Source organism: Arthrobacter sp. Y3221114 (assembly GCF_059092625.1).
Genome location: NZ_JBNHHW010000004.1, coordinates 363497 through 383510, shown reverse-complemented (window position 1 = coordinate 383510; position 20014 = coordinate 363497). Strand labels below are relative to the sequence as shown.

At 68.1% G+C, this 20014-nt stretch carries 17 protein-coding genes, 1 tRNA gene and 1 other RNA gene; 5 read left to right on the top strand and 14 right to left on the bottom strand.

From position 1 onward, the window contains the following. Positions 1–41: 41 nt before the first annotated feature. The 3 genes from purL to purS are packed head-to-tail and all read right to left on the bottom strand — an operon-like array spanning position 42 to position 3511. Entirely contained in the window at positions 42–2456 is a 2415-nt protein-coding gene (gene purL, locus AC5RV3_RS11360) for a phosphoribosylformylglycinamidine synthase subunit PurL (protein WP_494122219.1), read from the bottom strand. Next, a complete protein-coding gene (gene purQ / locus AC5RV3_RS11355) occupies positions 2457–3239 on the bottom strand; it encodes a phosphoribosylformylglycinamidine synthase subunit PurQ (protein WP_494122218.1) in 783 nt (260 codons plus the stop codon). Next, positions 3239–3511, bottom strand: a complete 273-nt coding sequence (purS, locus tag AC5RV3_RS11350; RefSeq protein ID WP_494002056.1) for a phosphoribosylformylglycinamidine synthase subunit PurS — start codon at positions 3509–3511, stop codon at positions 3239–3241. Before purS ends, purQ begins: the two co-directional genes overlap by 1 nt. A gap of 223 nt (positions 3512–3734) precedes the next feature. On the opposite strand from purS, the gene AC5RV3_RS11345 reads away from it, so the two are divergent. Next, positions 3735–3905, top strand: a complete 171-nt coding sequence (locus AC5RV3_RS11345; protein ID WP_494122217.1) for a hypothetical protein — start codon at positions 3735–3737, stop codon at positions 3903–3905. A 92-nt stretch (positions 3906–3997) separates the two neighbouring features. Here the strand turns inward: AC5RV3_RS11345 and AC5RV3_RS11340 are convergent, their stop codons facing one another. Beyond that, positions 3998–4630 carry an SSI family serine proteinase inhibitor gene (locus tag AC5RV3_RS11340; protein ID WP_494122216.1) on the bottom strand — a complete coding sequence of 211 codons (633 nt, stop codon included), beginning with the start codon at positions 4628–4630 and terminating at the stop codon, positions 3998–4000. A 2-nt stretch (positions 4631–4632) separates the two neighbouring features. Then, positions 4633–5655, bottom strand: coding sequence for a 3-methyladenine DNA glycosylase (locus AC5RV3_RS11335; RefSeq protein ID WP_494122215.1), 1023 nt, complete (start codon positions 5653–5655; stop codon positions 4633–4635). A gap of 319 nt (positions 5656–5974) precedes the next feature. On the opposite strand from AC5RV3_RS11335, the gene AC5RV3_RS11330 reads away from it, so the two are divergent. Further along, positions 5975–9157: a S8 family peptidase gene (locus AC5RV3_RS11330; protein WP_494122214.1), complete on the top strand. Its 3183-nt coding sequence runs from the start codon at positions 5975–5977 to the stop codon at positions 9155–9157. Between the two features lie 114 nt (positions 9158–9271). Here the strand turns inward: AC5RV3_RS11330 and AC5RV3_RS11325 are convergent, their stop codons facing one another. Next, a complete protein-coding gene (locus tag AC5RV3_RS11325) occupies positions 9272–9733 on the bottom strand; it encodes a MarR family winged helix-turn-helix transcriptional regulator (protein WP_494122213.1) in 462 nt (153 codons plus the stop codon). Between the two features lie 94 nt (positions 9734–9827). Between AC5RV3_RS11325 and AC5RV3_RS11320 the strand changes: the two genes are divergently transcribed. Both AC5RV3_RS11320 and AC5RV3_RS11315 read left to right on the top strand, forming a co-directional pair. Further along, a complete protein-coding gene (locus AC5RV3_RS11320) occupies positions 9828–10040 on the top strand; it encodes a hypothetical protein (protein WP_494111120.1) in 213 nt (70 codons plus the stop codon). 74 nt (positions 10041–10114) lie between these two features. Further along, positions 10115–10327, top strand: a complete 213-nt coding sequence (locus AC5RV3_RS11315; protein ID WP_494111121.1) for a hypothetical protein — start codon at positions 10115–10117, stop codon at positions 10325–10327. Positions 10328–10390: 63 nt separating this feature from the next. Here AC5RV3_RS11315 and AC5RV3_RS11310 read toward each other — a convergent pair whose 3' ends face one another. The 5 genes from AC5RV3_RS11310 to AC5RV3_RS11290 all read right to left on the bottom strand — a co-directional run bounded on the left by AC5RV3_RS11310 (position 10391) and on the right by AC5RV3_RS11290 (position 17332). After that, on the bottom strand, positions 10391–11677 hold the full coding sequence (locus tag AC5RV3_RS11310; protein ID WP_494111122.1) for an aspartate kinase: 1287 nt from the start codon (positions 11675–11677) through the stop codon (positions 10391–10393). A gap of 200 nt (positions 11678–11877) precedes the next feature. Then, positions 11878–12474 carry a recombination mediator RecR gene (gene recR, locus AC5RV3_RS11305; RefSeq protein WP_493988596.1) on the bottom strand — a complete coding sequence of 199 codons (597 nt, stop codon included), beginning with the start codon at positions 12472–12474 and terminating at the stop codon, positions 11878–11880. Between the two features lie 24 nt (positions 12475–12498). Further along, on the bottom strand, positions 12499–16113 hold the full coding sequence (locus AC5RV3_RS11300) for a DNA polymerase III subunit gamma and tau (RefSeq protein ID WP_494122212.1): 3615 nt from the start codon (positions 16111–16113) through the stop codon (positions 12499–12501). A 75-nt stretch (positions 16114–16188) separates the two neighbouring features. Next, positions 16189–16284, bottom strand: an RNA gene (ffs, locus tag AC5RV3_RS11295) — signal recognition particle sRNA small type. 7 nt (positions 16285–16291) lie between these two features. Then, complete coding sequence (locus AC5RV3_RS11290) at positions 16292–17332, bottom strand: prenyltransferase/squalene oxidase repeat-containing protein (RefSeq protein WP_494122211.1); 1041 nt, start codon at positions 17330–17332, stop codon at positions 16292–16294. 402 nt (positions 17333–17734) lie between these two features. On the opposite strand from AC5RV3_RS11290, the gene AC5RV3_RS11285 reads away from it, so the two are divergent. Continuing rightward, positions 17735–17822: transfer RNA gene (locus AC5RV3_RS11285), tRNA-Ser, on the top strand. Between the two features lie 109 nt (positions 17823–17931). Here AC5RV3_RS11285 and AC5RV3_RS11280 read toward each other — a convergent pair. The 3 genes from AC5RV3_RS11280 to AC5RV3_RS11270 all read right to left on the bottom strand — a co-directional run bounded on the left by AC5RV3_RS11280 (position 17932) and on the right by AC5RV3_RS11270 (position 19849). After that, positions 17932–18237 carry a transcriptional regulator gene (locus AC5RV3_RS11280; protein ID WP_494111125.1) on the bottom strand — a complete coding sequence of 102 codons (306 nt, stop codon included), beginning with the start codon at positions 18235–18237 and terminating at the stop codon, positions 17932–17934. Further along, positions 18230–18700 (bottom strand): hypothetical protein, encoded by a 471-nt coding sequence (locus AC5RV3_RS11275; RefSeq protein ID WP_494122210.1) that lies wholly within the window; start codon positions 18698–18700, stop codon positions 18230–18232. Before AC5RV3_RS11275 ends, AC5RV3_RS11280 begins: the two co-directional genes overlap by 8 nt. 234 nt (positions 18701–18934) lie before the next feature. Beyond that, positions 18935–19849, bottom strand: coding sequence for an oxygenase MpaB family protein (locus AC5RV3_RS11270; protein ID WP_494122209.1), 915 nt, complete (start codon positions 19847–19849; stop codon positions 18935–18937). Positions 19850–20014 lie beyond the last annotated feature (165 nt).

The following is a 20014-nucleotide window of genomic DNA, read 5'->3' as shown; positions in this document are numbered from 1 at the left end:
GGGAACATCCCTCTTGCGCCCGCCCCTGGGCAGGGCGGAACCTACCCGAAGTACTTCGGCAGGGTGCCCTCGTGGGCTTCCTTCAGTTCGGCCAGCGGCACGGAGAATTCGCTCTGGAAGTCCAGCGCGCCGTTCTCGGTGTCCACCACGCCGATGCGCATGAACGGGAAGCCCCGCGCGCCGCACATGTCCTTGAAGCGGACCTCTTCGCTGCGCGCAACGGACACGACGGCGCGTGCCTGGGATTCGCTGAACAGCAGCGTGAACAGGTCCACGCCGTCACGCTCGCAGACCTCGCCCAGGCCGATCCGGGCGCCGACGCCGAAGCGCAGCGCCATCTCGGCCAGGGCGGCGGCCAGGCCGCCTTCGGAGAGGTCGTGGGCGGCGTCGATCATGCCGTCCCGGGAGGCGTTGATCAGCAGCTCGCCCAGCAGCTTCTCGGCGGCCAGGTCCAAGACCGGGGGCTTGCCGCCCAGGTGTCCGCGCAGGTTGGCCCACTCGGAGCCGTCCAGCTCGTCCCGGGTGGTGCCCATCAGGTAGATCGCCTGGCCGTCCTCGCGCCAGCCCGACGGGGTGCGGCGGCCGACGTCGTCGAGCTTGCCGAGCATCGCCACGACCGGGGTCGGGTGGATCGGGGTGTTGCCGGTCTGGTTGTACAGCGAGACGTTGCCGCCGGTGACCGGGACGCCCAGTTCCATGCAGCCGTCGGACAGGCCGCGGACCGCTTCGGCCAGCTGCCACATGACGTCCGGGTCTTCCGGGGAGCCGAAGTTCAGGCAGTCGGACACGGCCATCGGCACGGCACCGACGGTAGCGACGTTCCGGTAGGCCTCGGCCAGAGCCAGTTGCGCCCCCTGGTAGGGATCCAGGTAGGTGTAGCGGCCGTTGGCGTCGGTCGCCAGGGCAACGCCGAGACCGGTTTCCTCGTCCACCCGGACCACTCCGGCGTCGTCGGGCATGGCCAGTGCGGTATTGCCGCCCACGTAGCGGTCGTACTGGTTGGTCACCCAGTCCTTCGAGCACATGTTCGGGGATGCCATCAGTTCCAGCACCGCTGCCTTGAGGTCCTCGGCGCTGGCCGGGGGGTTGGCGCTGGCCACGGAGGCGCGGAAGCTGCCGGCCTGGACCCGGTCCTGCCATTCCGGGCGGGCGTAGGGGCGGTTGTAGACCGGGCCGTCGTGGGCGACGGTGCGCGGATCGACGTCGACGATGGTCTCGCCGTCCCACTTGATGACCAGGCGGCCGGTGTCGGTAACCTCGCCCAGCCAGGAGTATTCCACGGCCCATTTGGCCATGACGGCCTCGAACGCCTCGACGTTTTCGGGGGAGACGACCGCCATCATGCGTTCCTGCGACTCGGACATCAGGATTTCGCCCGGCGTCAGGGTCGGATCGCGCAGCAGCACCGATGTCAGCTCAACGTCCATGCCGCCGTCGCCGTTGGAGGCCAGTTCCGAGGTGGCGCAGGAGATGCCGGCGGCCCCCAGGTCCTGGATGCCCTCGACCAGCGAGCCCTTGAACAGTTCCAGGCAGCACTCGATGAGCACCTTCTCGGCGAACGGGTCGCCGACCTGGACTGCGGGGCGTTTGGAGGGCTTGGTGTCGTCGAAGGACTCCGAGGACAGGATGGAGGCGCCGCCGATGCCGTCGCCGCCGGTGCGCGCGCCGAACAGCACCACCTTGTTGCCCTTGCCGGAGGCGTTGGCCAGCCGGATGTCCTCGTGGCGCATGACGCCCACGGCCAGTGCGTTCACCAGCGGGTTGCCCTGGTAGACGGAGTCGAAGACGACCTCGCCGCCGATGTTCGGCAGGCCCAGGGAGTTGCCGTAGCCGCCGATGCCGGCGACCGCACCGTGGACCACGCGGGCGGTGTCCGGGTGGTCGATCGCGCCGAAGCGCAGCGGGTCCATCACGGCCACCGGACGCGCGCCCATGGAAATGATGTCGCGCACGATGCCGCCGATGCCGGTCGCGGCGCCCTGGTACGGCTCCACCATGGTCGGCGAGTTGTGCGACTCGATCTTGAAGGTCACGGCCCAGCCGTCACCCAGGTCCGTCACGCCGGCGTTCTCGCCGATGCCCACCAGCATGTGCTTCTTCATGTCCTCGGTGACCTTGTCGCCAAACTGGCGCAAGTGGACCTTGGAGGACTTATAGGAGCAGTGCTCGGACCACATCACCGAATACATGGCCAGCTCGGCGGCGGTCGGGCGGCGGCCCAGCACCTTGACGACCTCGTCGAACTCGTTGCGCTTCAAGCCCAGCTCGGCCCAGGGCAATTCCGTGTCCGGAGTCTGGGCGGCATGCTCCACGGTGTCGATGTTGAACTGGCGCCCCTCGACGCGTTCGACGGCGTCGGCGGCCCCGCCGTAGCTCTGCACGTGCTCATTGCGGGCCTCGGCCTCGGTTTCCAGCCGGGTATCCACTGATGTGCTGGTCGGATTGGTCTCGGTCATTTACTTGGCACCTGCCACAATCTTCGTCAAAACGGAGGTGAAAATTCCCAGGCCGTCGGTGCCGCCGCGCAGCGCGACGTCACCGAAGGCGGAGGAGTCCGGGCCGAAGCCGGCCTCCACGGCGTGTTCGGGGTGCGGCATCAGGCCCACCACATTGCCCGCGGCGTTGCTGATTCCGGCGATGTCGCGGCGCGACCCGTTCGGGTTCCCGTCCGCATAGCGGAACACCACGCGGTTCTCCGCTTCCAGCTCGTCCAGGGTCTTCTCGTCCGCGACGTACTGCCCGTCCTGGTTCTTCAGCGGCACCACAATCTCCGCGCCCGCTTCGTACTGGCTGGTCCAGGCGGTGGTGTTGTTCTCCACGCGCAGCCTTTGGTCGCGGCAGAGGAAGTGCAGGTGGTTGTTCTTGATCATCGAGCCGGGCAGCAGGTGTGCCTCGGTCAGCACCTGGAAGCCGTTGCAGATGCCCAGCACCGGCAGCGGATCGTGCTGCGCGTTGGCGGCATCGGCGACCTGCTCCATCAGCGGGGCAAAGCGGGAGATCGCGCCGGCGCGCAGGTAGTCGCCGTAGGAGAAGCCGCCGGGGATAATCACGCCGTCCACGCCCTGCAGGTCATGGTCGCCGTGCCACAGGCTGACCGCCGTGCCGCCGGCAATCCGCACGGCACGGGCCGCGTCGCGGTCGTCCAGCGTGCCGGGGAAGGTGACGACGCCGATGCGCGCGCCCGAGAGGCCGGCATCGGGGGCGGGCGAGAAGTCGCCGATCAGGGGAGTCTCAGTCATTATTCGCCGGCCCCGATGGTCGCCTCGGTGATGACCTCCACCCGGGTAACGTCTTCGATCACGGGGTTGGAGAGCAGCGTGGCGGCAGCATGCCGGGCCTGTTCCAGAAGTTCCTCGGTCACCTCGCCGTCAACCGTCAGTTCGAAACGCTTGCCCTGGCGGACTTCGCTGAAGCCGGCCAGGCCCAGGCGGTTCAGCGCGCCGGCAATGGCTTTGCCCTGCGGATCAAGGATTTCGGGCTTGGGCATGACATCAACAACGATCCGGGGCATCCGGCCACTCCTGTGCTTGGATTGTGCTCTTCAAACGAAGCGAGGCGCGCGGAACTCAGTGCAGTGTCAATCCAACAATTGGTGCCGTCTCACGCTGACCCAGCGCTCCGCGAGCTTGCAGCACCATTCTACCGGCATCACGGGGTGCTGATTTTACGGGACGACGACGGCGGAACCCGGCAAAAACCGTGCCGTTGACGAGCGGGGCTCGTAGCATGGCTCTATGACTGAAAAGCCGCAATCCATGCTGCTGCCCATCCTGGCCGCCGTCGTGCTGGGCGGCCTTGGGCGGATGGTCATCCAAACGAAGCGCGAAGACCGGCGGACCGCCCGTGCCGCAAGCCAGGATCTTGACCGCCGGGTGAGCGACATCATGCGCGACGGCCGGCGCTGACCTGGTCGAGGCTGCGCTGGCTGACACCGCCCTCGTCGAACATCAATACGTCGAGCCGGGCTTGGGCGGGCAGCCGGGTGCCGCTGCCAGGCTCAGGCTTCGCCGGCGCGGCTGCCCAGCAGGGCGGCCATGGCGTTCCACTCTGAGATCTTGCACCCGTCGGTGAGGGAGAAATGCTTGTTCACCTCGCGGCCGTTGAAGGTGCCGGTGACGTGGGCCTGCTGCGGACCGCCGTATTGCTGGGTGCAGAGGCGGTTGGGATCGGGCAGCTCGAAGAAGACCTTGTCCCCGTGCTTGGCCAGCGCCGCGCACGCCGCCTCCGCGTCGCTGACCGTGGAACCTGCGGCGGGACGGGAATCCCGGCACACCAGCACTTGCTCAAACCGGGCGGTGCTGTCCGCGGAGGTCAGCATGATGGATAGTTCGGCGTCCACGGCCACTCCTTTCTGGTCGTCTGTCGGGGCGGGCTCCGATGGGCCAGGTTCCGACGGGGCCGGTTTCGAGGGTGCGGGTTCCGACGGGGCGGGCTTCGAAGTGGCGGGTTCCGAGGGGGAAGAGGTGCCGCCGTCGCCGGGGGACGCGGGAACCTCGATGCCGGGGGAAGGTTGCGGCTGGCCGTCTTGGGCGCAGGCCGCCAGCCAGGGCAGGAAGAGCAGGCAGGACAGGAGCACGGCCGCTTGACGGGGTGCCCGCTCGGGCCCCGGACGCTTCGCCTCAACCGCCATGATCAGTCCTCCGTTCGGATAATTCCCGGAGCGGTGTGCCGCGCGCCGGCACGGTGCGACGACGAGTCCCCCTCCGTCCCACGGTCAGGCGCATCAAGCGCCTCCAGCGCATCAAGCGCTTCCAGGAGCCGCAGGCGCAGCACCTGGGCCTCGTCGGCAAACGCCCGCTGGGCCGCCACGTACTGCGCGCGGCCCTCGGTGGTCTCGATCCTGACCGGTTCGTAGCCCCAGCCCGAGAGGTCGTAGGGCGAGGCCCGCATGTCCAGCTCGCGGATCCGCCAGGACAGCTCGAAGCAGTCCATCACCAGTTCGCTGGGCAGCGCCGGGGCCAGCTTGTAAGCCCACTTGTACAGGTCCATGTTGGCGTGGAGGCAGCCGGGCTGCTCCATTTGCCGCTGGTTCTCGCGGGTGGGCTGCAGCGTATTCAGCGGTACGGCCTGCGGCGTGTAGAACCGGAAAGCATCAAAGTGCGAGCAGTTGATCCGGCTGCTGTCCACCACGCGGTCCGTCCCATCGGCGCCGAGCCGCAGGTCCAGGTAGTCGTGCCGGACGCCGTTGAGCCGCGACTTGTAGGCCATCGCCCATTCGTGCAGCCCGAAGCAGCCGAACCGGGCCGGCCGCGACGCCGCACCGGCCAGGATTTCCCGCGTGAACGCCACCGCGGTTCCCCGCGCCGCAAGGAAAGCCTCCGCGTCGAAGGTGACGGCACCGGCGTCGTGCTCCACACCCGCCGTGCGGCACTCCGCGGCGTTCAGCGCCCGGTAGAACTTCCACCCGCGGCGCTCGCCGGCGTCGGCGCCGGTCAACACCACGCCCGCGCCGGGATGCCAGCGCAACAGCTGGCCCGGCTTGAGGCTGTAATAGGTGAAGAGGAAGTCTTCCACCGGGTGTTTCAGCCCGGCCGAACGGCGCTGCAGGTACGGCTGGGTGAAGCGCCGGGCGCGCTCGCGGTGGGCCCGGGCGCGCGGCAGCCACTGCTCCGGTTCGAGCACCCGGAGCCGGTCGAGGAGGACCTGCCGCGCCATAGTTCCATTGTTCCAGCCGACGGGGCAGATTGGCACCCGGCTTATAGCACCGCCGGCCTCGGCAGGGAAGTACCCGCAGGAGATTTCCGCCGCGGCACAGAAAACTAGGGTGAAACGGTTCTTTCAGACCTCCCGGTGCGGTACTTTGATCCCACAGACGCACCAATGTGGCTGTTGTCACAGTTGGGGATGGGGCCGGCCTCGCACGCCGGGGAAATCCAATACCCTGTGGGCCGTACGGCCCACAGGATAGGCATTCGGCTGCGTCTGCGGGCCGTCCAAAGCGGTCGGTCCACCGGATGAAAGGCATTTCCTTCTCATGACACAGCAAAGCAGCAGCTTTGTGCACCGGCAGGGATTGCGCTCTGCCGCAGCACTCGCACTGGGGATACCGCTGATCCTCTCCGGGCTTGCCGGCCCGGCGGCGGCCGCACCCGCCGACATTGCGCGCACCATCACCTCGAATCCGGACGGGCAGCAGGCCGTCTACGAGGACGGCCGCTACATCGTGATGCTTTCGGGCGATCCGCTGGCCACCTATGAGGGCGGCGTGTCCGGCATCGCGGCAACGAAGCCCGCGCCCGGCGAGAAGCTGAACGCAAACAGCGCCAACGCCAAGAAGTACCGGGCACACCTGCAGGAGCAGCAGAACGACGTCGCTGCCTCCGAGGGCGTGAAGATCGGGAAGAGCTTTACGACGGCGGTGAACGGCTTCGCGGCGGAGCTGACCGGGCTGCAGGCAGCCGAGCTGGCCAAGAAGACGGGCGTGGCGGCGGTAGCTCCGGACGAGCAGCACCACCCGGACTACTCCAGCACTGATTTCCTGGACCTGCCCGGCGGCAACGGCGTCTGGGCCGAACAGTATGGCGGCGCGCAGAACGCCGGCAAGGGAACCGTGGTCGGCGTGATCGACACCGGCTACTACCCGGAGAGCGATTTCCTGGCCGGCGAGGAGGTCAAGCCGCTGAGCGGCAAGGCCAAGGTCGGCGAACCCTACCTGACGCCGGACGGCAAGATCGCCATGCTCAAGGCGGACGGCAGCACGTTCCTGGGCGAATGCCAGCCGGGCCAGGAAGGCTCCGGCTTCGACGGCACCGAATGCAACTCCAAGGTGCTCAGCGCCCGCTACTACGCCGACGACTTCCTGGCCTACGTCCCGCCGGGAGACAGGCACCCGCAGGAGTCCATCTCCCCGCTGGACATCGCCAGCCACGGCACCCATACCGCCACCACGGCCGCCGGCAACAGCGGCGTGACGCAGACGGTTGACGGCCGCGACTTCGGCACCGGCAACGGTGTGGCTCCGGCCGCCAAGGTTGCCGTCTACAAGATTTGCTGGGAGGACAACGACGACGCCACCGGCGGCTGCTACACCTCGGCCTCCGTGTCCGCGATCGAGCAGGCCATTCTCGACGGCGTGGACGTGCTGAACTACTCCATCTCCGGCAACAACAACTCCGTGCTGGACCCGGTGTCGGTGGCGTTCCTGAGCGCGGCCGAAGTGGGCGTCTTCGTCTCCGCCTCCGCCGGCAACTCGGGCCCGGCTCCCGCCACCGTCAACCACAGCGCGCCCTGGGTGACCACGGTGGCCGCCAGCACGTTCTCCAACGAACTGCAGGGCACCGTTGAACTCTCGGACGGCACCAAATACCGCGGCACGTCCATCATGAACCGAGAGGTTCCGCAGACGGCGCTGATCCTTTCCGCCCAGGCGGGTGCGGCCGGTGCCACCGGGGACGAGGCACGGTTGTGCTACCCCGGCAAGCTAGATCCGGCCAAGGTCGAAGGCAAGATCGTCATCTGCGACCGCGGCGTGATCGCCCGCGCGGACAAGTCGGTGGCCGTCGAGCAGGCCGGCGGTGTCGGCATGGTGCTGGTCAACGTGACGCCCGGGTCGCTCGACCTGGACCTGCACGCCGTCCCCACCGTGCACATCGACGACCCGTCCATCAAGGAGAAGGTTGCGGCAGATCCGTCGCTGACCGCGGCGCTGCGCGACCGTGACACCACGGGACTGCCCCAGAGCCCGGTCCCGCAGGTCGCCGAGTTCTCCTCCCGCGGTCCGTCCACCGCGGTGGACTCGAACCTGCTGAAGCCGGACGTTGCGGCCCCCGGCGTGAACGTGCTCGCCGGAGTTTCCCCGGTGGTTGGCGGCGAAACCAGCGGCTTCATGTCCGGCACCTCGATGGCCGCACCGCACGTGGCCGGCCTCGGCGCGCTGCTGCTGGCCAAGAACCCGAAGTGGTCCCCGGCCACCGTGAAGTCGGCGATGATGACCACCGCCGGCGACCTGGTCACCGAGGACGGCTCGGTGAACGAAGACCGCTTCGCCACCGGCGCCGGCCACGTGGATACCGCCCGCATGGGCGATCCCGGCCTGGCCTACGACGCCGATGTCAACGACTGGCTGGGCTTCATCCAGGGCACCGGCGTGGACCTGGGTCTGAAGAAGCGGGACACCGTCGAATCCAAGGACATCAACGTTCCGTCGTTCGCCCTCGGGAAGCTGGCCGGCAAGGTCACCGTGGAGCGCACGCTCACCGCCCTGGAGCCCGGCACCTACACGGCGGACGTGGACCTGCCGGGTGTGAACGTGAAGGTCTCGCCCGCGAAGCTGACGTTCAAGAAGGCCGGCCAGGAACGCACGTTCAAGGTCACCTTCGAGAACGCGGACGCGCCGCTGGACCAGTTCACCATGGGCGAGCTGGTTTGGACCGAAGAGGGCAAGGCCGGCAAGCCCGGCGCCGCCCGGGGCGGCGGGCAGCACGTGGTTGCCTCACCCATCGCCGTCCGGCCGGTCACAGCGGTGGCACCCGCCAGCGTGGCGTTCGCTTCCGATGGCGGTGACGGCACCGGTTCGATCGAGGTCACTTCGGGCACCAACTCGCCGATCGACCTGGCGGTCGAGGGCCTGGCCAAGGCCAACGCCACCGAGGTGGAGAAGGTCCCCGGACAGCCAGCCGTGATCGGTTCCAACGGCAGCACCGGATATGCCCCGCAGGCGGTGCCGGCAGGTGCCACGCTGGCGCAGTTCTCCATCACCGCGGCCGACCCGGGGGCAGACTGGGATCTGTACGTCTTCACCCCCGCGGGCACCGTGATCTCTGCGGCCACGGCCTCGGCAAGCGAGTCCTTGGTCATCAACAATCCGGCACCGGGCACCTACTACGCCATCGCGCACCTGTACAGCAGCCCGGACGGCAAGGCGAGCAAGGGGACCATCGACACGGTGGCGCTGAGCGGTGACGCCGGCAACCTGGCGGTCAGCCCGGATCCACTGGAGCTGGCCAACGGCGAGACCGGCACGGTAACCGCCGCCTGGTCCGGCCTGACCGCCGGCAGCTGGGTTGGCCTGGTGAAGTTCGGCGACGGCTCCTCCACGGCGGTGACTGTCAACGTCTCCGGCAACGGGGCCGCCGCGCAGGCGCCGGCAGCTGAAGGTGCCGCCGTGATAGTCGACGGCAGCGTCTCGACCCAGCCCGGGCAGCGCTCGGGTCGTTAGCGGAACACGCGGTCCTGGCCGCTGACAACACCTGAACAAACGGGAGGGAGGCCGGTGGAAACGTCCACCGGCCACCCTCCCGCCGCATCTACCGGCAGGGACCGTGCCTCGGCGCTAGTCTTTGGCCGCCCGCGCGGCCTTGATCAGCGCATGCATCGAGGCGTTCAGCTCGCGCAACTGCTCCCGTTCGAGCCCTAAACGCGCCAGCATGGTGCCGGGCACGGCCAGGGCCTCCTCCCGCAGCGCCTCTCCGGCGTCGGTCAGGCCCACGGCCAGCGCCCGCTCGTTGCCTTCCACGCGCTCCCGGGTCACCAGCTCGGCCTGCTCCAGCCGTTTGAGCATGGGGGACAGGGTGGCGGGTTCCTGCTGCAGCGCCTCGGACAGATCCTTGACCATCCGCGGGCTCTGCTCCCACAAAGCCAGCATCATCAGGTACTGCGGATGCGTGAGGCCCAGCTTCTCCAGCACCGGCTTGTAGGAGGCCACCACGCTGCGCGATGCCACCGACAGCGCGAAGCACAGCTGGTGCTCCAGCAGCAGGTCGTCCGTCGTCCCCGCCGTCGCTGTCACGGCCATCACTCTCCATAGGTTCGTGCGCTAATTGTTCATGCCCTATTCTGGGGTTAAGCGCCCACATAGTCCACCGGGCACCGGAAGAAGGATCACGCACATGGCCGAGAAGAAGTCCCGCGTCAACGCGTTCATGCGGGCGACCGGAAAGTTCCGCATCGTCTTCGGCCCGGCCCAGAAGAGCGGCGTGGACCATCCCATGACCGAGGAGAACAAAACCCTGCTCAAGCAGCGCGAGGCAGAAGCGTCGCAGTGGGAAACGGTCACGCGGGCGGACGGCAGCACCTACATCGTGCCGAAGAAGCCGGCCTAGGCGCGCTCTATTCTTGCGTACCGGTCCTCGTTAAACTGATGCCACGGATTCTTCTGAGCAAGAAGGTGATTCAGATGGCTGGAAATGGGCGTTTCATGGACCGCTTCATGCGCGCCACGGAGAAGGCGGCGAAGGTCTGGGGCCCTGCCGATCGGATCGAGTCTGACTCCCCGGTGGTGCACCGGCACGACGCGGCCGAGAAGGCGTCGGAGGAACAACTGGCAGAGATCGAAGTGGAGCGCGGTCCCGGCCACGCCTACGCATACCGCAGGCCGCGCAAGGCCTGACACACGACGAAGGGGCCGTCAGCCAACTGCTGACAGCCCCTTCACGATTCCGCCGGTACGGCGTCAGCGGCCGGTGCCGCCGTAGACCGTGGCTTCCTCATCGGTGTCCAGGTCGAAGGCCGCGTGCACCGCGCGGACCGCGGTGTCCAGCAGATCGGCGTGCGTGACAATCGAGATGCGGATCTCGGAGGTGGAGATCATGTCCACGTTCACGCCGGCCTTGTGCAGGGCTTCGAAGAACTTGTAGGAGACGCCGGGGTTGGAGCGCATGCCCGCGCCGATCAGCGAGAGCTTGCCGACGTTCTCGTTGTAGAGAATGCCCTCGAAGCCCACCACGTCCTGGGCCGCGTTGAGCGCTTCCAGCGCTTCCTTGCCCTCCACCATGGGCAGCGTGAAGGAGATATCCGTCTTGCCGGTACCGCGGGTGGAGATGTTCTGCACGATCATGTCGATGTTCGAGTGCGCGCCGGCCACGATGCCAAAGATTTCCGCGGCCTTGCCGGGAATGTCGGGCACGCCCAGGATGGTCACCTTGGCTTCGGAGCGGTCGTGGGCAACGCCGGAGATGATGGGCTGTTCCAAGGGTTCTCCCTCTTGAATCTTGATCTTGTCGTCGGGGTCGGGCAGTACCCAGGTTCCCTCGTTCGTGCTAAAGGACGAGCGCACGTGCAGCTTCACGCCGAAGCGGCGCGCATACTCGACGCAGCGCAGGTGCAGGATCTTGGAGCCGGAGGCCGCCATTTCCAGCATCTCCTCGCTGGAGATGGTATCGATCTTCCGGGCGCTGTGCACCACCCGCGGATCGGCGGTATAGATGCCGTCGACGTCCGTGTAGATTTCGCAGACGTCGGCGCCCAGAGCGGCCGCCAGTGCCACCGCGGTGGTGTCGGAACCGCCGCGGCCAAGCGTGGTGATGTCGTTGCTCTCCCGGCTGATGCCCTGGAAGCCGGCCACGATGGCGATCTCGCCCTTTTCGATGGTCGTCATCACCCGGTGCGGCGACACGTCGATGATCCGTGCCCGGCCGTGGATGGCGTCGGTGACCATGCCGGCCTGGCTGCCGGTGAAGGACTGGGCCTTGGAGCCGAACTCCTGGATGGCCATGGCCAGCAGCGACATGGAGATGCGTTCGCCGGCGGACAGCAGCATGTCCATTTCGCGGGCGCTGCTGTTGGAGGAGACTTGGTCGGCCAGGTCAAGCAGTTCGTCGGTGGTATCTCCCATGGCGGACACGACGACGACAACTTGGTTGCCGGCGGCCTGGGTGTCGACGACGCGTTGTGCCACGCGTTTGATCCCCTCCGCGTCCGATACTGAGGAACCGCCAAACTTCTGCACTATCAGGCTCATGTGTTCTCTAAACAACTCCTGGGTTGGGGCCCGGACTGCGGCCGCTCGGGGCGCGCCGCCGGGCTCATGGATTGCTGCCGCGGGTCCCGGCTGCGCACCGCGCGGCAACCGCCATTCTAGCGCCGCAGGGGGTGCTGCAGAGAATGCGGGCGGGCAGTATGACTGGCCCGGGTAACAACGACGACGGTGCCGGGCGGGTGTCAGGTGAGGGCGCGGCGGCCTTCGAAGGCGCGGCCCAGGGTAACCTCGTCCGCGTACTCGAGGTCGCCTCCGACCGGCAGGCCGGACGCCAGGCGGCTGACGGGGATGCCGATGGTCTTGAGCATCCGGCCCAGATAGGTCGCCGTCGCCTCGCCTTCGAGGTTCGGGTCGGTGGCGATGATGATTTCCTCGATCTGCCCGTCCGAGAGGCGGCTGAGCAGCTCACGGATGCGCAGTTGCTCCGGGCCGACGCCGCCGATCGGATTGATGGCGCCGCCGAGCACGTGGTAGCGGCCCTTGAAGGACCGGGTCCGCTCAATCGCGATGACGTCCTTGGACTCTTCCACCACGCAGATGGCCGTCGGGTCCCGGCGCGGGTCACGGCAGATGTTGCAGGTGTCCTGTTCGGAGACGTTCCCGCAGATGGAGCAGAACTTCACCCGCTCCTTGACGTGTGTCACGGCGTCAACGAGCCGCTTCATGTCGGCCGGATCGGACTCCAGAATGTGGAACGCGATTCGCTGGGCGGACTTCGGGCCGATTCCAGGCAAGCGGCCGAGCTCGTCGATCAGCTCCTGGACAGCACCTTCGTACACTGAACCTTCAATCTCCGCGGGCGGTTAGGAACCGTCGAGGCTTCGTTCTTCGATCAGGCGTCCGCCGAGGAGCCTTTCAATGGCAGCGCGGCCCACCAGTCCGGAATCTTCGATGGCCTCGTCGTCTTCGCTGGGGATGTCCTCGACGTACTTCAAGTTTAGGTCACGGGCTGCCGGGGACGGCGCCGCGGCGGCCGATGTTGCCTGCGTGGCCTTCGCCTGGTCCAGCAACTGCTGGTAGCGGCTGCGCTTTTGCCCGGCCATGTGCCGGTCCGGCGTCGTTTCCCATTCCTCGGCAGGCGGTTCGTCGTTGGCATACGGGATGTCGTCGTACGGAGACGGCTGTACCGGAGCGGAGGGGGCGGACGTGCTTGGTTGCGCCGACAGGGGGCCGGTGGGGTGCGTGTTCGTTTGGGCGGCAGCCCCGGGCACCGCCGCTGCTGGGACTGCGGAAGATGCTGGGACTGCGGGGGCGGGGAAGCCGGCCAGCGCCGGACCGGAGTGGTTCGAAGCCGATGGTGCACCGGCTGCCACGGGGACAGCGGTTGGAGCCCCCGGGGCTGCCATCCGCTCGGCCAACTTCGCAAACACCGGCTTCTCCCCGGGCAGGGCCGGCGGTCGCTGGCCATTGCCGGAGGCGCTGTTCGGCGACTCGGCCGACGGCGCTGACGCGGCGGTGGCTGCGGACATGCCGCTGGGTGCTGATGCCCCTGACGCGGCGGTTGCCCCGGACATACCGCTGCGGGCTGATGCCGCGGTGGGCGCCGACAAGCTTGAGGCGGCGGAGATAGCGCTGGGGGCTGAAGCGGCGGTGGGCGCCGACAAGCTTGAGGCCGCGGAGATAGCGCTGGCGGTTGAAGCCGCGGTGGGCGCCGACATCCCGCTTGCTGCCGAAAGGCCCGCAGGCGCGGGGACCCCGTTGGGGGCAGCCGGACCGGAAACAGTCGAAGCAGGGGACTCGCCGGATCTCCCAGACAACGCAGAGCCACCCGAGAAGCCGGAGGCGGAGCCAGCCGACATCGCCGAGCCAACCGGCGTGGCCGGGGCACCCGGAATCGCCGGTTCAGCAGAAGGCGCAGAAGGCGCCGAGCCGGGGCCGGCCGTGGAACCGGCCATCCCGGCAGCGGCCGGTGCGGGCTGCTGATGAATGGCTTGCCCAACCGGTTCCGAAACCGGCGCGGGCGCACCTACCGTCGCGGCGTTGGCGGACCAACCTCCGTCTGCCGGCTGCGGCCGGCTAGTAGGTACTTTTGGGTTTGACTCACCCGCTGTCACCGACGCGTCTTCGACGGTTTGGATCTGCAGGTCGATCCCGAGCACTTGCTGGATGGCCTGACGCACGTTGTCCGCGTGGTCGCCGTTGTTGAAGTTGGTGGCAGAACCTTGGTTCTTGAAACCGAGCGTCAGCGCCGTGTTGTCGAGGCTGAGCGGCGAGGCATTGGTGCTGACGTTCATCCACGTCACCTTGCGGATGCCGCTGAGGGTGTTCAGGATCTCCGGCCAGGCGCGGCGGATCATCTCGATCTGCCCGGAGGCCTGGGGACCGGCTTGGCCCTGGTGCGGAGCTTGTGCCGGTGGCGCGGCCTGTTCGGGGCGCGCCGGAGACTGTTGGGCGGGAGCCTGCCCGTGTGGTGCAACCGGTTCCTGCCGTGCCGGTGTCTGCTGCTGGGCCGGGGCCTGCGCCCGGGGTGCGACTGGTTCCGGGCGCGCCGGAGCCTGCGGTGCTCCCTGCGTCCGCGTTCCGGGCTGCTGCGCCGGGGACTGGTCCTGTGCCTGGGGCCGCTGGTCGGACGCCGCTGTCGGCGCTGCCGTGTTCCGGGGAGATTGAGTCGGCTGGCCCGATGCAGGAGCCTGGCTGCCAGCCGACTGAGCGGGTCGCGGGGCTTCGGGCGCCGGAGCCTGCTCCGGCATGGCGCCCCAGCTGCCACCCCAGTCCGCCGAGCTTTCGCCGGAGGATCCTGCAGCAGCTTCCTGCGGACCGGCCGCGCCGGACGTGACCTGCACGCCGGCGTCCTGCCTGCTGCCGTCGCGCGGGTTCCCGAACACCGACGACGGGACGGTCGGACGGCCGGGGTCGGCGGCGGATGCCGGAGCGGAAGGCGGCTGGGCGGAAGACGCTTGGGCCTCGGAGCCGGCCGCAGCCGGAGATCCGGAGCTTCCGGCCGACGCAGGTGCCGTCCCCCCGGAGCCAGCGGGAGCTCCGCCGTCGTGCTGTTGGGCAGGCTGGCCTGCGGGCTGGGAGTTGTTGGCGGCGGGAGCAGCGGGACCCTGCTGGTCTTCCCGTGGCCAGTCGGTGGTGCTCACCCGCGGGGGAGTGACGCGCTCCGCGTCCGGTCGGGCGGGCTCGGCCTTGTGGGCGTTGGCTCCCCGGAGCGCGGCGCGCGCAGCCTCGGGCCCGGAGAGCGGGGGCTCCGCGGCGGCATGCACGGGGGGCGCCTGCCCCTGGCCGGCTGCCGGGGAGGAAACCGGGGCCCCGCCGTAGCTGAGCCGGCGCTCAATCCGGTCCACCCGGGCCGCGACGCCCTGCTCGCCCTGGTCTGCGGCGGGCAGCAGGATGCGTGCGCACAGCAGTTCAAGGTGCAGGCGCGGGGAGGTAGCGCCCGTCATCTCGGTCAGCGCCTGGTTGGTGATGTCCGCGGCCCGGGAGAGTTCGGACGCGCCCAGCTGGTTGGCCTGGGTCTGCATCCGGGCGATCTGGTCTTCCGGGACGCCGCGCAGGATCGCGTGGGCGCTTTCCGGCATGGCGCGCACGATGATCAGGTCGCGGAAGCGCTCGAGCAGGTCCTCGACGAAGCGGCGCGGATCGTGGCCGGTCTGCACCACGCGGTCCACCGCGCTGAACACGGTGGAAGCGTCACCCGCGGCAAAGGCGTCGACGACGTCGTCGAGCAGGGAGGCATGGGTGTAGCCGAGCAGGGAAACGGCCAGTTCGTAGTCCAGCCCGTCCGGTCCGGCACCGGCCATCAACTGGTCCAGCACGGAGAGCGAGTCGCGGACCGAGCCGCCGCCGGCCCGGATCACGAGCGAGAGGACACCCGGGGCCACCGGAACGTTCTCCTGCCGGCACAGCAGTTCCAGGTACTGCATCAGCGGTTCCGGCGGGACCAGTCGGAAAGGATAGTGGTGGGTCCGGGAGCGGATGGTGCCAATGACCTTGTCCGGCTCCGTGGTGGCGAAGATGAACTTGATGTGTTCCGGCGGCTCTTCGACGATCTTGAGCAGGGCGTTGAAGCCGGCCGACGTGACCATGTGGGCCTCGTCGATGATGAAGATTTTGTAGCGGTCGCGTACCGGGGCGAAAGTGGCCCGCTCGCGCAGGTCGCGGGCGTCGTCCACGCCGCCGTGGGACGCGGCGTCGATCTCGATGACGTCAAGGCTGCCGGGTCCGCCGCGGCCGAGTTCAACGCAGGAGTCGCAGGTGCCGCAGGGGGTGGGCGTGGGGCCCTCGGCGCAGTTCAGGCAGCGGGCCAGGATGCGGGCCGAGGTGGTCTTGCCGCAGCCGCGCGGGCCGGAGAACAGGTACGCGTGGTTGACGCGGTTCTTCTGCAGCGCCGCCATCAGCGGGTGGGTGACGTGTTCCTGCCCGATAACGTCCGCGAAAGTGTCCGGGCGGTAGCGACGGTAAAGGGCTGTACTCACGATCAAACCCTATCGGTTGAAACTGGGCCCGTGCACGCCGAAACGGCCGGGCTGGGGATAGGCAGCATGGGGGTAAGTAAAGACCCCTCATGCACCTGACAGAGCCCGCTTACCCTTGCTACCTTCCGGTCCTGGGGGAGTTCACAGGATGACACCGCATGAGGGGCCGACGAACAGTCTACCCGACTTCGGGCGGCGGCCCGAAATCACTGCCGGGGCTCGTCGGGGAGCCGGCGGCGGTGTTGGGGGCGGCGTCGGGAGCATCCCACCAGCGCAGCACGCGGGAGCATCGCAGCGTGGCCCAACGGCCAATGTCCTCGGCCGTCCAGCGGAACCACATCCGCCCCGGATACGGGCGGTACCCGCCCCAGCTGCCCGGGCTGCGCCGTCCGTGGGCCACCACTTTGATGGCGGGCGCCATCCGGTCATCGTGCGGGCAGCCCTCGGCCCGGAAGTACTCCAGGCCGCGCAGGATGTCGTAGTGCCACTGCGGCGGGAACCGGAACTGGGACAGCGAAGGATGCGCCACCGCCCCGGTCCGGTGTGACCGGTAGAGCGAATGCATCAGCAGGAATTCGCGGCCGCGGGCCTCGGCAACGTCCACCCTGACCGAGCCGCCGTTGTGCCGGTAGGCCGACAGCGCCTCCAGCGTACTGATGGTGGTGTGGAACGAGGCGTGCTTGGCCGGTGAGCTGTGGGCCTCGCAGTTCCAGCCGCCGTCGTCCAGTTCCTCGGCCAGCAGCCACGACACTGCCTTGTCGATCCGCGGATCGCCGTCGAGCCGCTGGCCCAGCTCGGAGCCGACCAGCACGGCCATGGCAGTGATGCAGTTCTCGGCCCGGTCCTGATGCCGGCCGAAGGTCAGCCCGCCGTCGAAGTACTCTGCCCCGTCCAGCAGCCTCCGGCAGCCGGCCACGGCCTGCGGGTGCCCCGGCGGCAGCCCGAGCCAGTGCAACAGCAGCAAGGTGAACATGGTGGAGGTCCATTTGGGGTTGTAGAGGCCGCCGCCCCAGCTGCCGTCCGGGTCTTGCGCCTGCAGCAGCAGCGCGCCCCAGCCGGAGCCGGCGATTTGGGCTTGCGCGGCCGCCACTTCGCCTTCCGGCGCGTCGCAGAGATCGCGCAGGGTCTGGAACCGGATTGACGCATCCCCGGCCAGCAGCCAGTCCAAGATGTGTGCCGGTGGCACGCTGCCTACCGCTGACTCTGTACCGGTGGCCATGTTGTTCAGTCCCCTTGGAAAAGGGCCTGCCCCCAGCCCTTCACCTCACCCATGGCGTAAGTTTGCCACTGCCGGTCGCAGCCTTCCAGAGCTAAAGGGCGGAGGTGCCCGCCGGGTCTCGGATTCAATTTTTGAGCGCGTCCCGGTCCGGGTTGCGACCGTCTCCGGTGAGCTTTGATCGCCCCGCCTCAGCCACTGGACTGCCGTGCCCCAGCCCCTTGGACTCCCGCCCAGCCCCTTGGCAGCGCGCGACCGAGCTCTTCGGACTCCCGCGCCGCAGCCCCGTGGACTCCCGAGCTCCAGCTCCTTGAACTCCTAGGCTCAGCCCCGGGGCTCCCGCCCGATTCGGCACATAGGGCCGCTTTCGGGTACTCTGGTATCTGCTCTTGTGAGCAAACATCTGGAGGATTCGCCTAGCGGCCTATGGCGCACGCCTGGAACGCGTGTTGGGTTCACGCCCTCGGGGGTTCAAATCCCCCATCCTCCGCCAGCAAGAAAGCGGCTCTGACTAGGGAAAACCTAGGCAGGGCCGCTTTTGTTTTGCCTCGCAGGAACTCCCGGACCCCTGATAGGAGTGGGCTCGCGAGTCGGATCGGCGTTCAGTGGGCAGTGCCTACTATTTCCCTCAGTGCACACACGTGCCCGTCGAAGGCGTTCCGCCCGACTGGGGTGAGAGTCACCCAAGTCAGGCGGCGCGCATCCTTGCGCGCCGCCGATGCGGCCTTGGTCAGGCTGACGTATCCGGCCTCGGCCAGGGTCTTCAGGTGCTTCGAGAGGGTGGCGTCCGAGACGTCCAGCGTGTCACGCAGCACAGCAAAGTCCATCTGCTCCACAGGCCGCAGTACTCCGCAAATCCGTAACCGTAGCGGCGCGTGGATGACGTCGTCGAACCGGGCCCTAATCACGACGCAGCTGTTCCAGCGCCGAGCGGTAGGCAATTCCTGCGAGCCACGTAACCAGGCCAAAGGCGCACAGGCTGGCCAGCGCCACGGCCCAGCCGACGCCCAAGGAAACCAGGCCGAGTGAGACCGAGAAAAGAGTTAGGCAAACCAAGAGGACCGCGATCCCAGCCATCACGGCGCGTGGGCCCATCTTACGGAATCGGATTCCGGTTTCGCGGCGGATCAGGTGAACAATCACTAGAACGGCGACCAGGCCCAACCAGCCGGAAGCCGGGGGCTCGTAGTTCTCCCCGGGGGTGGCTGTCGCGGCTCCTGCCACCCACCAGGCCGCCACGCCCCCGAGTGCGGCCAGCAGTGTTTTGGGAACGCGCACGCCGTCGGCCAGTGCCTGACGGTCGGAAGCGAGGTTGCGGAGGCTGGCAGCGGCCTCCTCGACCGACGGGTGCCCGTCAAAGTTATTTTCCATAACGGAAAGTCTACAGAATGACTTTCCGCTCCGGCAAGGAATGCGCGGCGTGGTTGAGTGCACGGATGGAGCAAGCGCCGGAGCCGTGCGATGCGTTGGGGTGGCTACATCAGTCAGCTTTTGTCCATGTTTAGGCCTAACTGTCCACGTTTTGGAGAACGACAAGCCCCTGACCTGCGGGTTTATTCGAGGGCCGTTTTAAACATGGACAGTTGCGACCCGTGAGTCGCGCCGTCAGGCCTGCTGCCGGAGCCGGGCGAGGCGGCGGCGCGCGGCGGATTCGCTGGGACCGGTCTTGCTCAGGCCCAGCCGGACGACGCCGAGGACGATCTGGGTGGCGGGCTTGATGAGGATCCGCAGCGGCAGGGGGGTGGTCGGCCGCAGCCCCAGCAGGCGGCGGTACTCCTCGGGCAGCGTTTCGACGGCGGCGGCGAACAGGATGCGGTAACCCAGCCGTTGAGAGCGGGGCAGTGGTGGCCGCCGGACGAATTCCACCGTCTCTTTCATAGTGGGCGACGCGGCGAGCTCCGGGGCGAAGCCGGCCAGTTGGGTGCGCAGTTCCGCGTAAGTTCGGGGCGGATCCGTGACGTTCATGAGTTCACCAGCCTTCGCCCACTCGGCCACATAGCGGTCCGGACCACCTGGGAGCCTTCGGCCGTAGGCCAGATGCGCGGTGACAAAGGCGTCCGTGAAGGTCAGGTGCACCCAGCGCAGCAGATGGGGATCGTTGGCGTAGTACGGCTGCTGCCCGCCGGTGGAGTCGGTGTAGGTGCCGCGGACGCGTTCATGCAGGCGCAGCACCAGGTCGCAGGCGGAGCGCGCCGCCGCGGTGTCCCCATAGGTGACTGTGAAAATCCACCGGATGGTGTTGGCCAGGCGCCCCAGCGGATCCTCGCGGTAGGCGGAGAAGTCGTGCACTCCGGCCAACGCGCCGGGATGCAGCGTTTGGGTGAGCAGGGAACGGATGCCGGCAACCAGCGTGGGCATCGAGCCGTGGACAGCCCAGACGGCCGAATCGGGCGCGAAGTAGCCCTCGTCGTCGCCGTTCTCCAGATCCAGCTCCCACTGCGGGACCGTGTCGCTCTGTCCGGAAAATGTGCCGCGCAGTTCGCCGCGCCAGCGGGTCAGGATGTTGCCCACACAGCCCATTATGGGTGAGCGGGAACGGCAGCGCACTGGGGGTGGGGAGAGCCTGCACTCAAAAGAATGGTGTGTGCGAAGTCGACTTCGCACACACCATGGGGGACATCAGCCCGGAGGCTCGGAAGCTCGGGAAACCCGGGGGTCCGGAGCCTTGCAGCCCCGGAAGGCACG

What these genes read in the sequence shown, in the direction of transcription:
- AC5RV3_RS11340 (WP_494122216.1), bottom strand. Translation starts at nt 4,630, where the DNA reads ATGGCGGTTGAGGCGAAGCGTCCGGGGCCCGAGCGGGCACCCCGTCAA.
- AC5RV3_RS11290 (WP_494122211.1), bottom strand. Translation starts at nt 17,332, where the DNA reads ATGGCCACCGGTACAGAGTCAGCGGTAGGCAGCGTGCCACCGGCACAC.
- AC5RV3_RS11270 (WP_494122209.1), bottom strand. Translation starts at nt 19,849, where the DNA reads ATGGGCTGTGTGGGCAACATCCTGACCCGCTGGCGCGGCGAACTGCGC.
- AC5RV3_RS11330 (WP_494122214.1), top strand. Translation starts at nt 5,975, where the DNA reads ATGACACAGCAAAGCAGCAGCTTTGTGCACCGGCAGGGATTGCGCTCT.
- AC5RV3_RS11275 (WP_494122210.1), bottom strand. Translation starts at nt 18,700, where the DNA reads ATGGAAAATAACTTTGACGGGCACCCGTCGGTCGAGGAGGCCGCTGCC.
- purS (WP_494002056.1), bottom strand. Translation starts at nt 3,511, where the DNA reads ATGCCCCGGATCGTTGTTGATGTCATGCCCAAGCCCGAAATCCTTGAT.
- AC5RV3_RS11315 (WP_494111121.1), top strand. Translation starts at nt 10,115, where the DNA reads ATGGCTGGAAATGGGCGTTTCATGGACCGCTTCATGCGCGCCACGGAG.
- AC5RV3_RS11320 (WP_494111120.1), top strand. Translation starts at nt 9,828, where the DNA reads ATGGCCGAGAAGAAGTCCCGCGTCAACGCGTTCATGCGGGCGACCGGA.
- AC5RV3_RS11325 (WP_494122213.1), bottom strand. Translation starts at nt 9,733, where the DNA reads ATGGCCGTGACAGCGACGGCGGGGACGACGGACGACCTGCTGCTGGAG.
- AC5RV3_RS11345 (WP_494122217.1), top strand. Translation starts at nt 3,735, where the DNA reads ATGACTGAAAAGCCGCAATCCATGCTGCTGCCCATCCTGGCCGCCGTC.
- AC5RV3_RS11310 (WP_494111122.1), bottom strand. Translation starts at nt 11,677, where the DNA reads ATGAGCCTGATAGTGCAGAAGTTTGGCGGTTCCTCAGTATCGGACGCG.
- AC5RV3_RS11335 (WP_494122215.1), bottom strand. Translation starts at nt 5,655, where the DNA reads ATGGCGCGGCAGGTCCTCCTCGACCGGCTCCGGGTGCTCGAACCGGAG.
- purL (WP_494122219.1), bottom strand. Translation starts at nt 2,456, where the DNA reads ATGACCGAGACCAATCCGACCAGCACATCAGTGGATACCCGGCTGGAA.
- purQ (WP_494122218.1), bottom strand. Translation starts at nt 3,239, where the DNA reads ATGACTGAGACTCCCCTGATCGGCGACTTCTCGCCCGCCCCCGATGCC.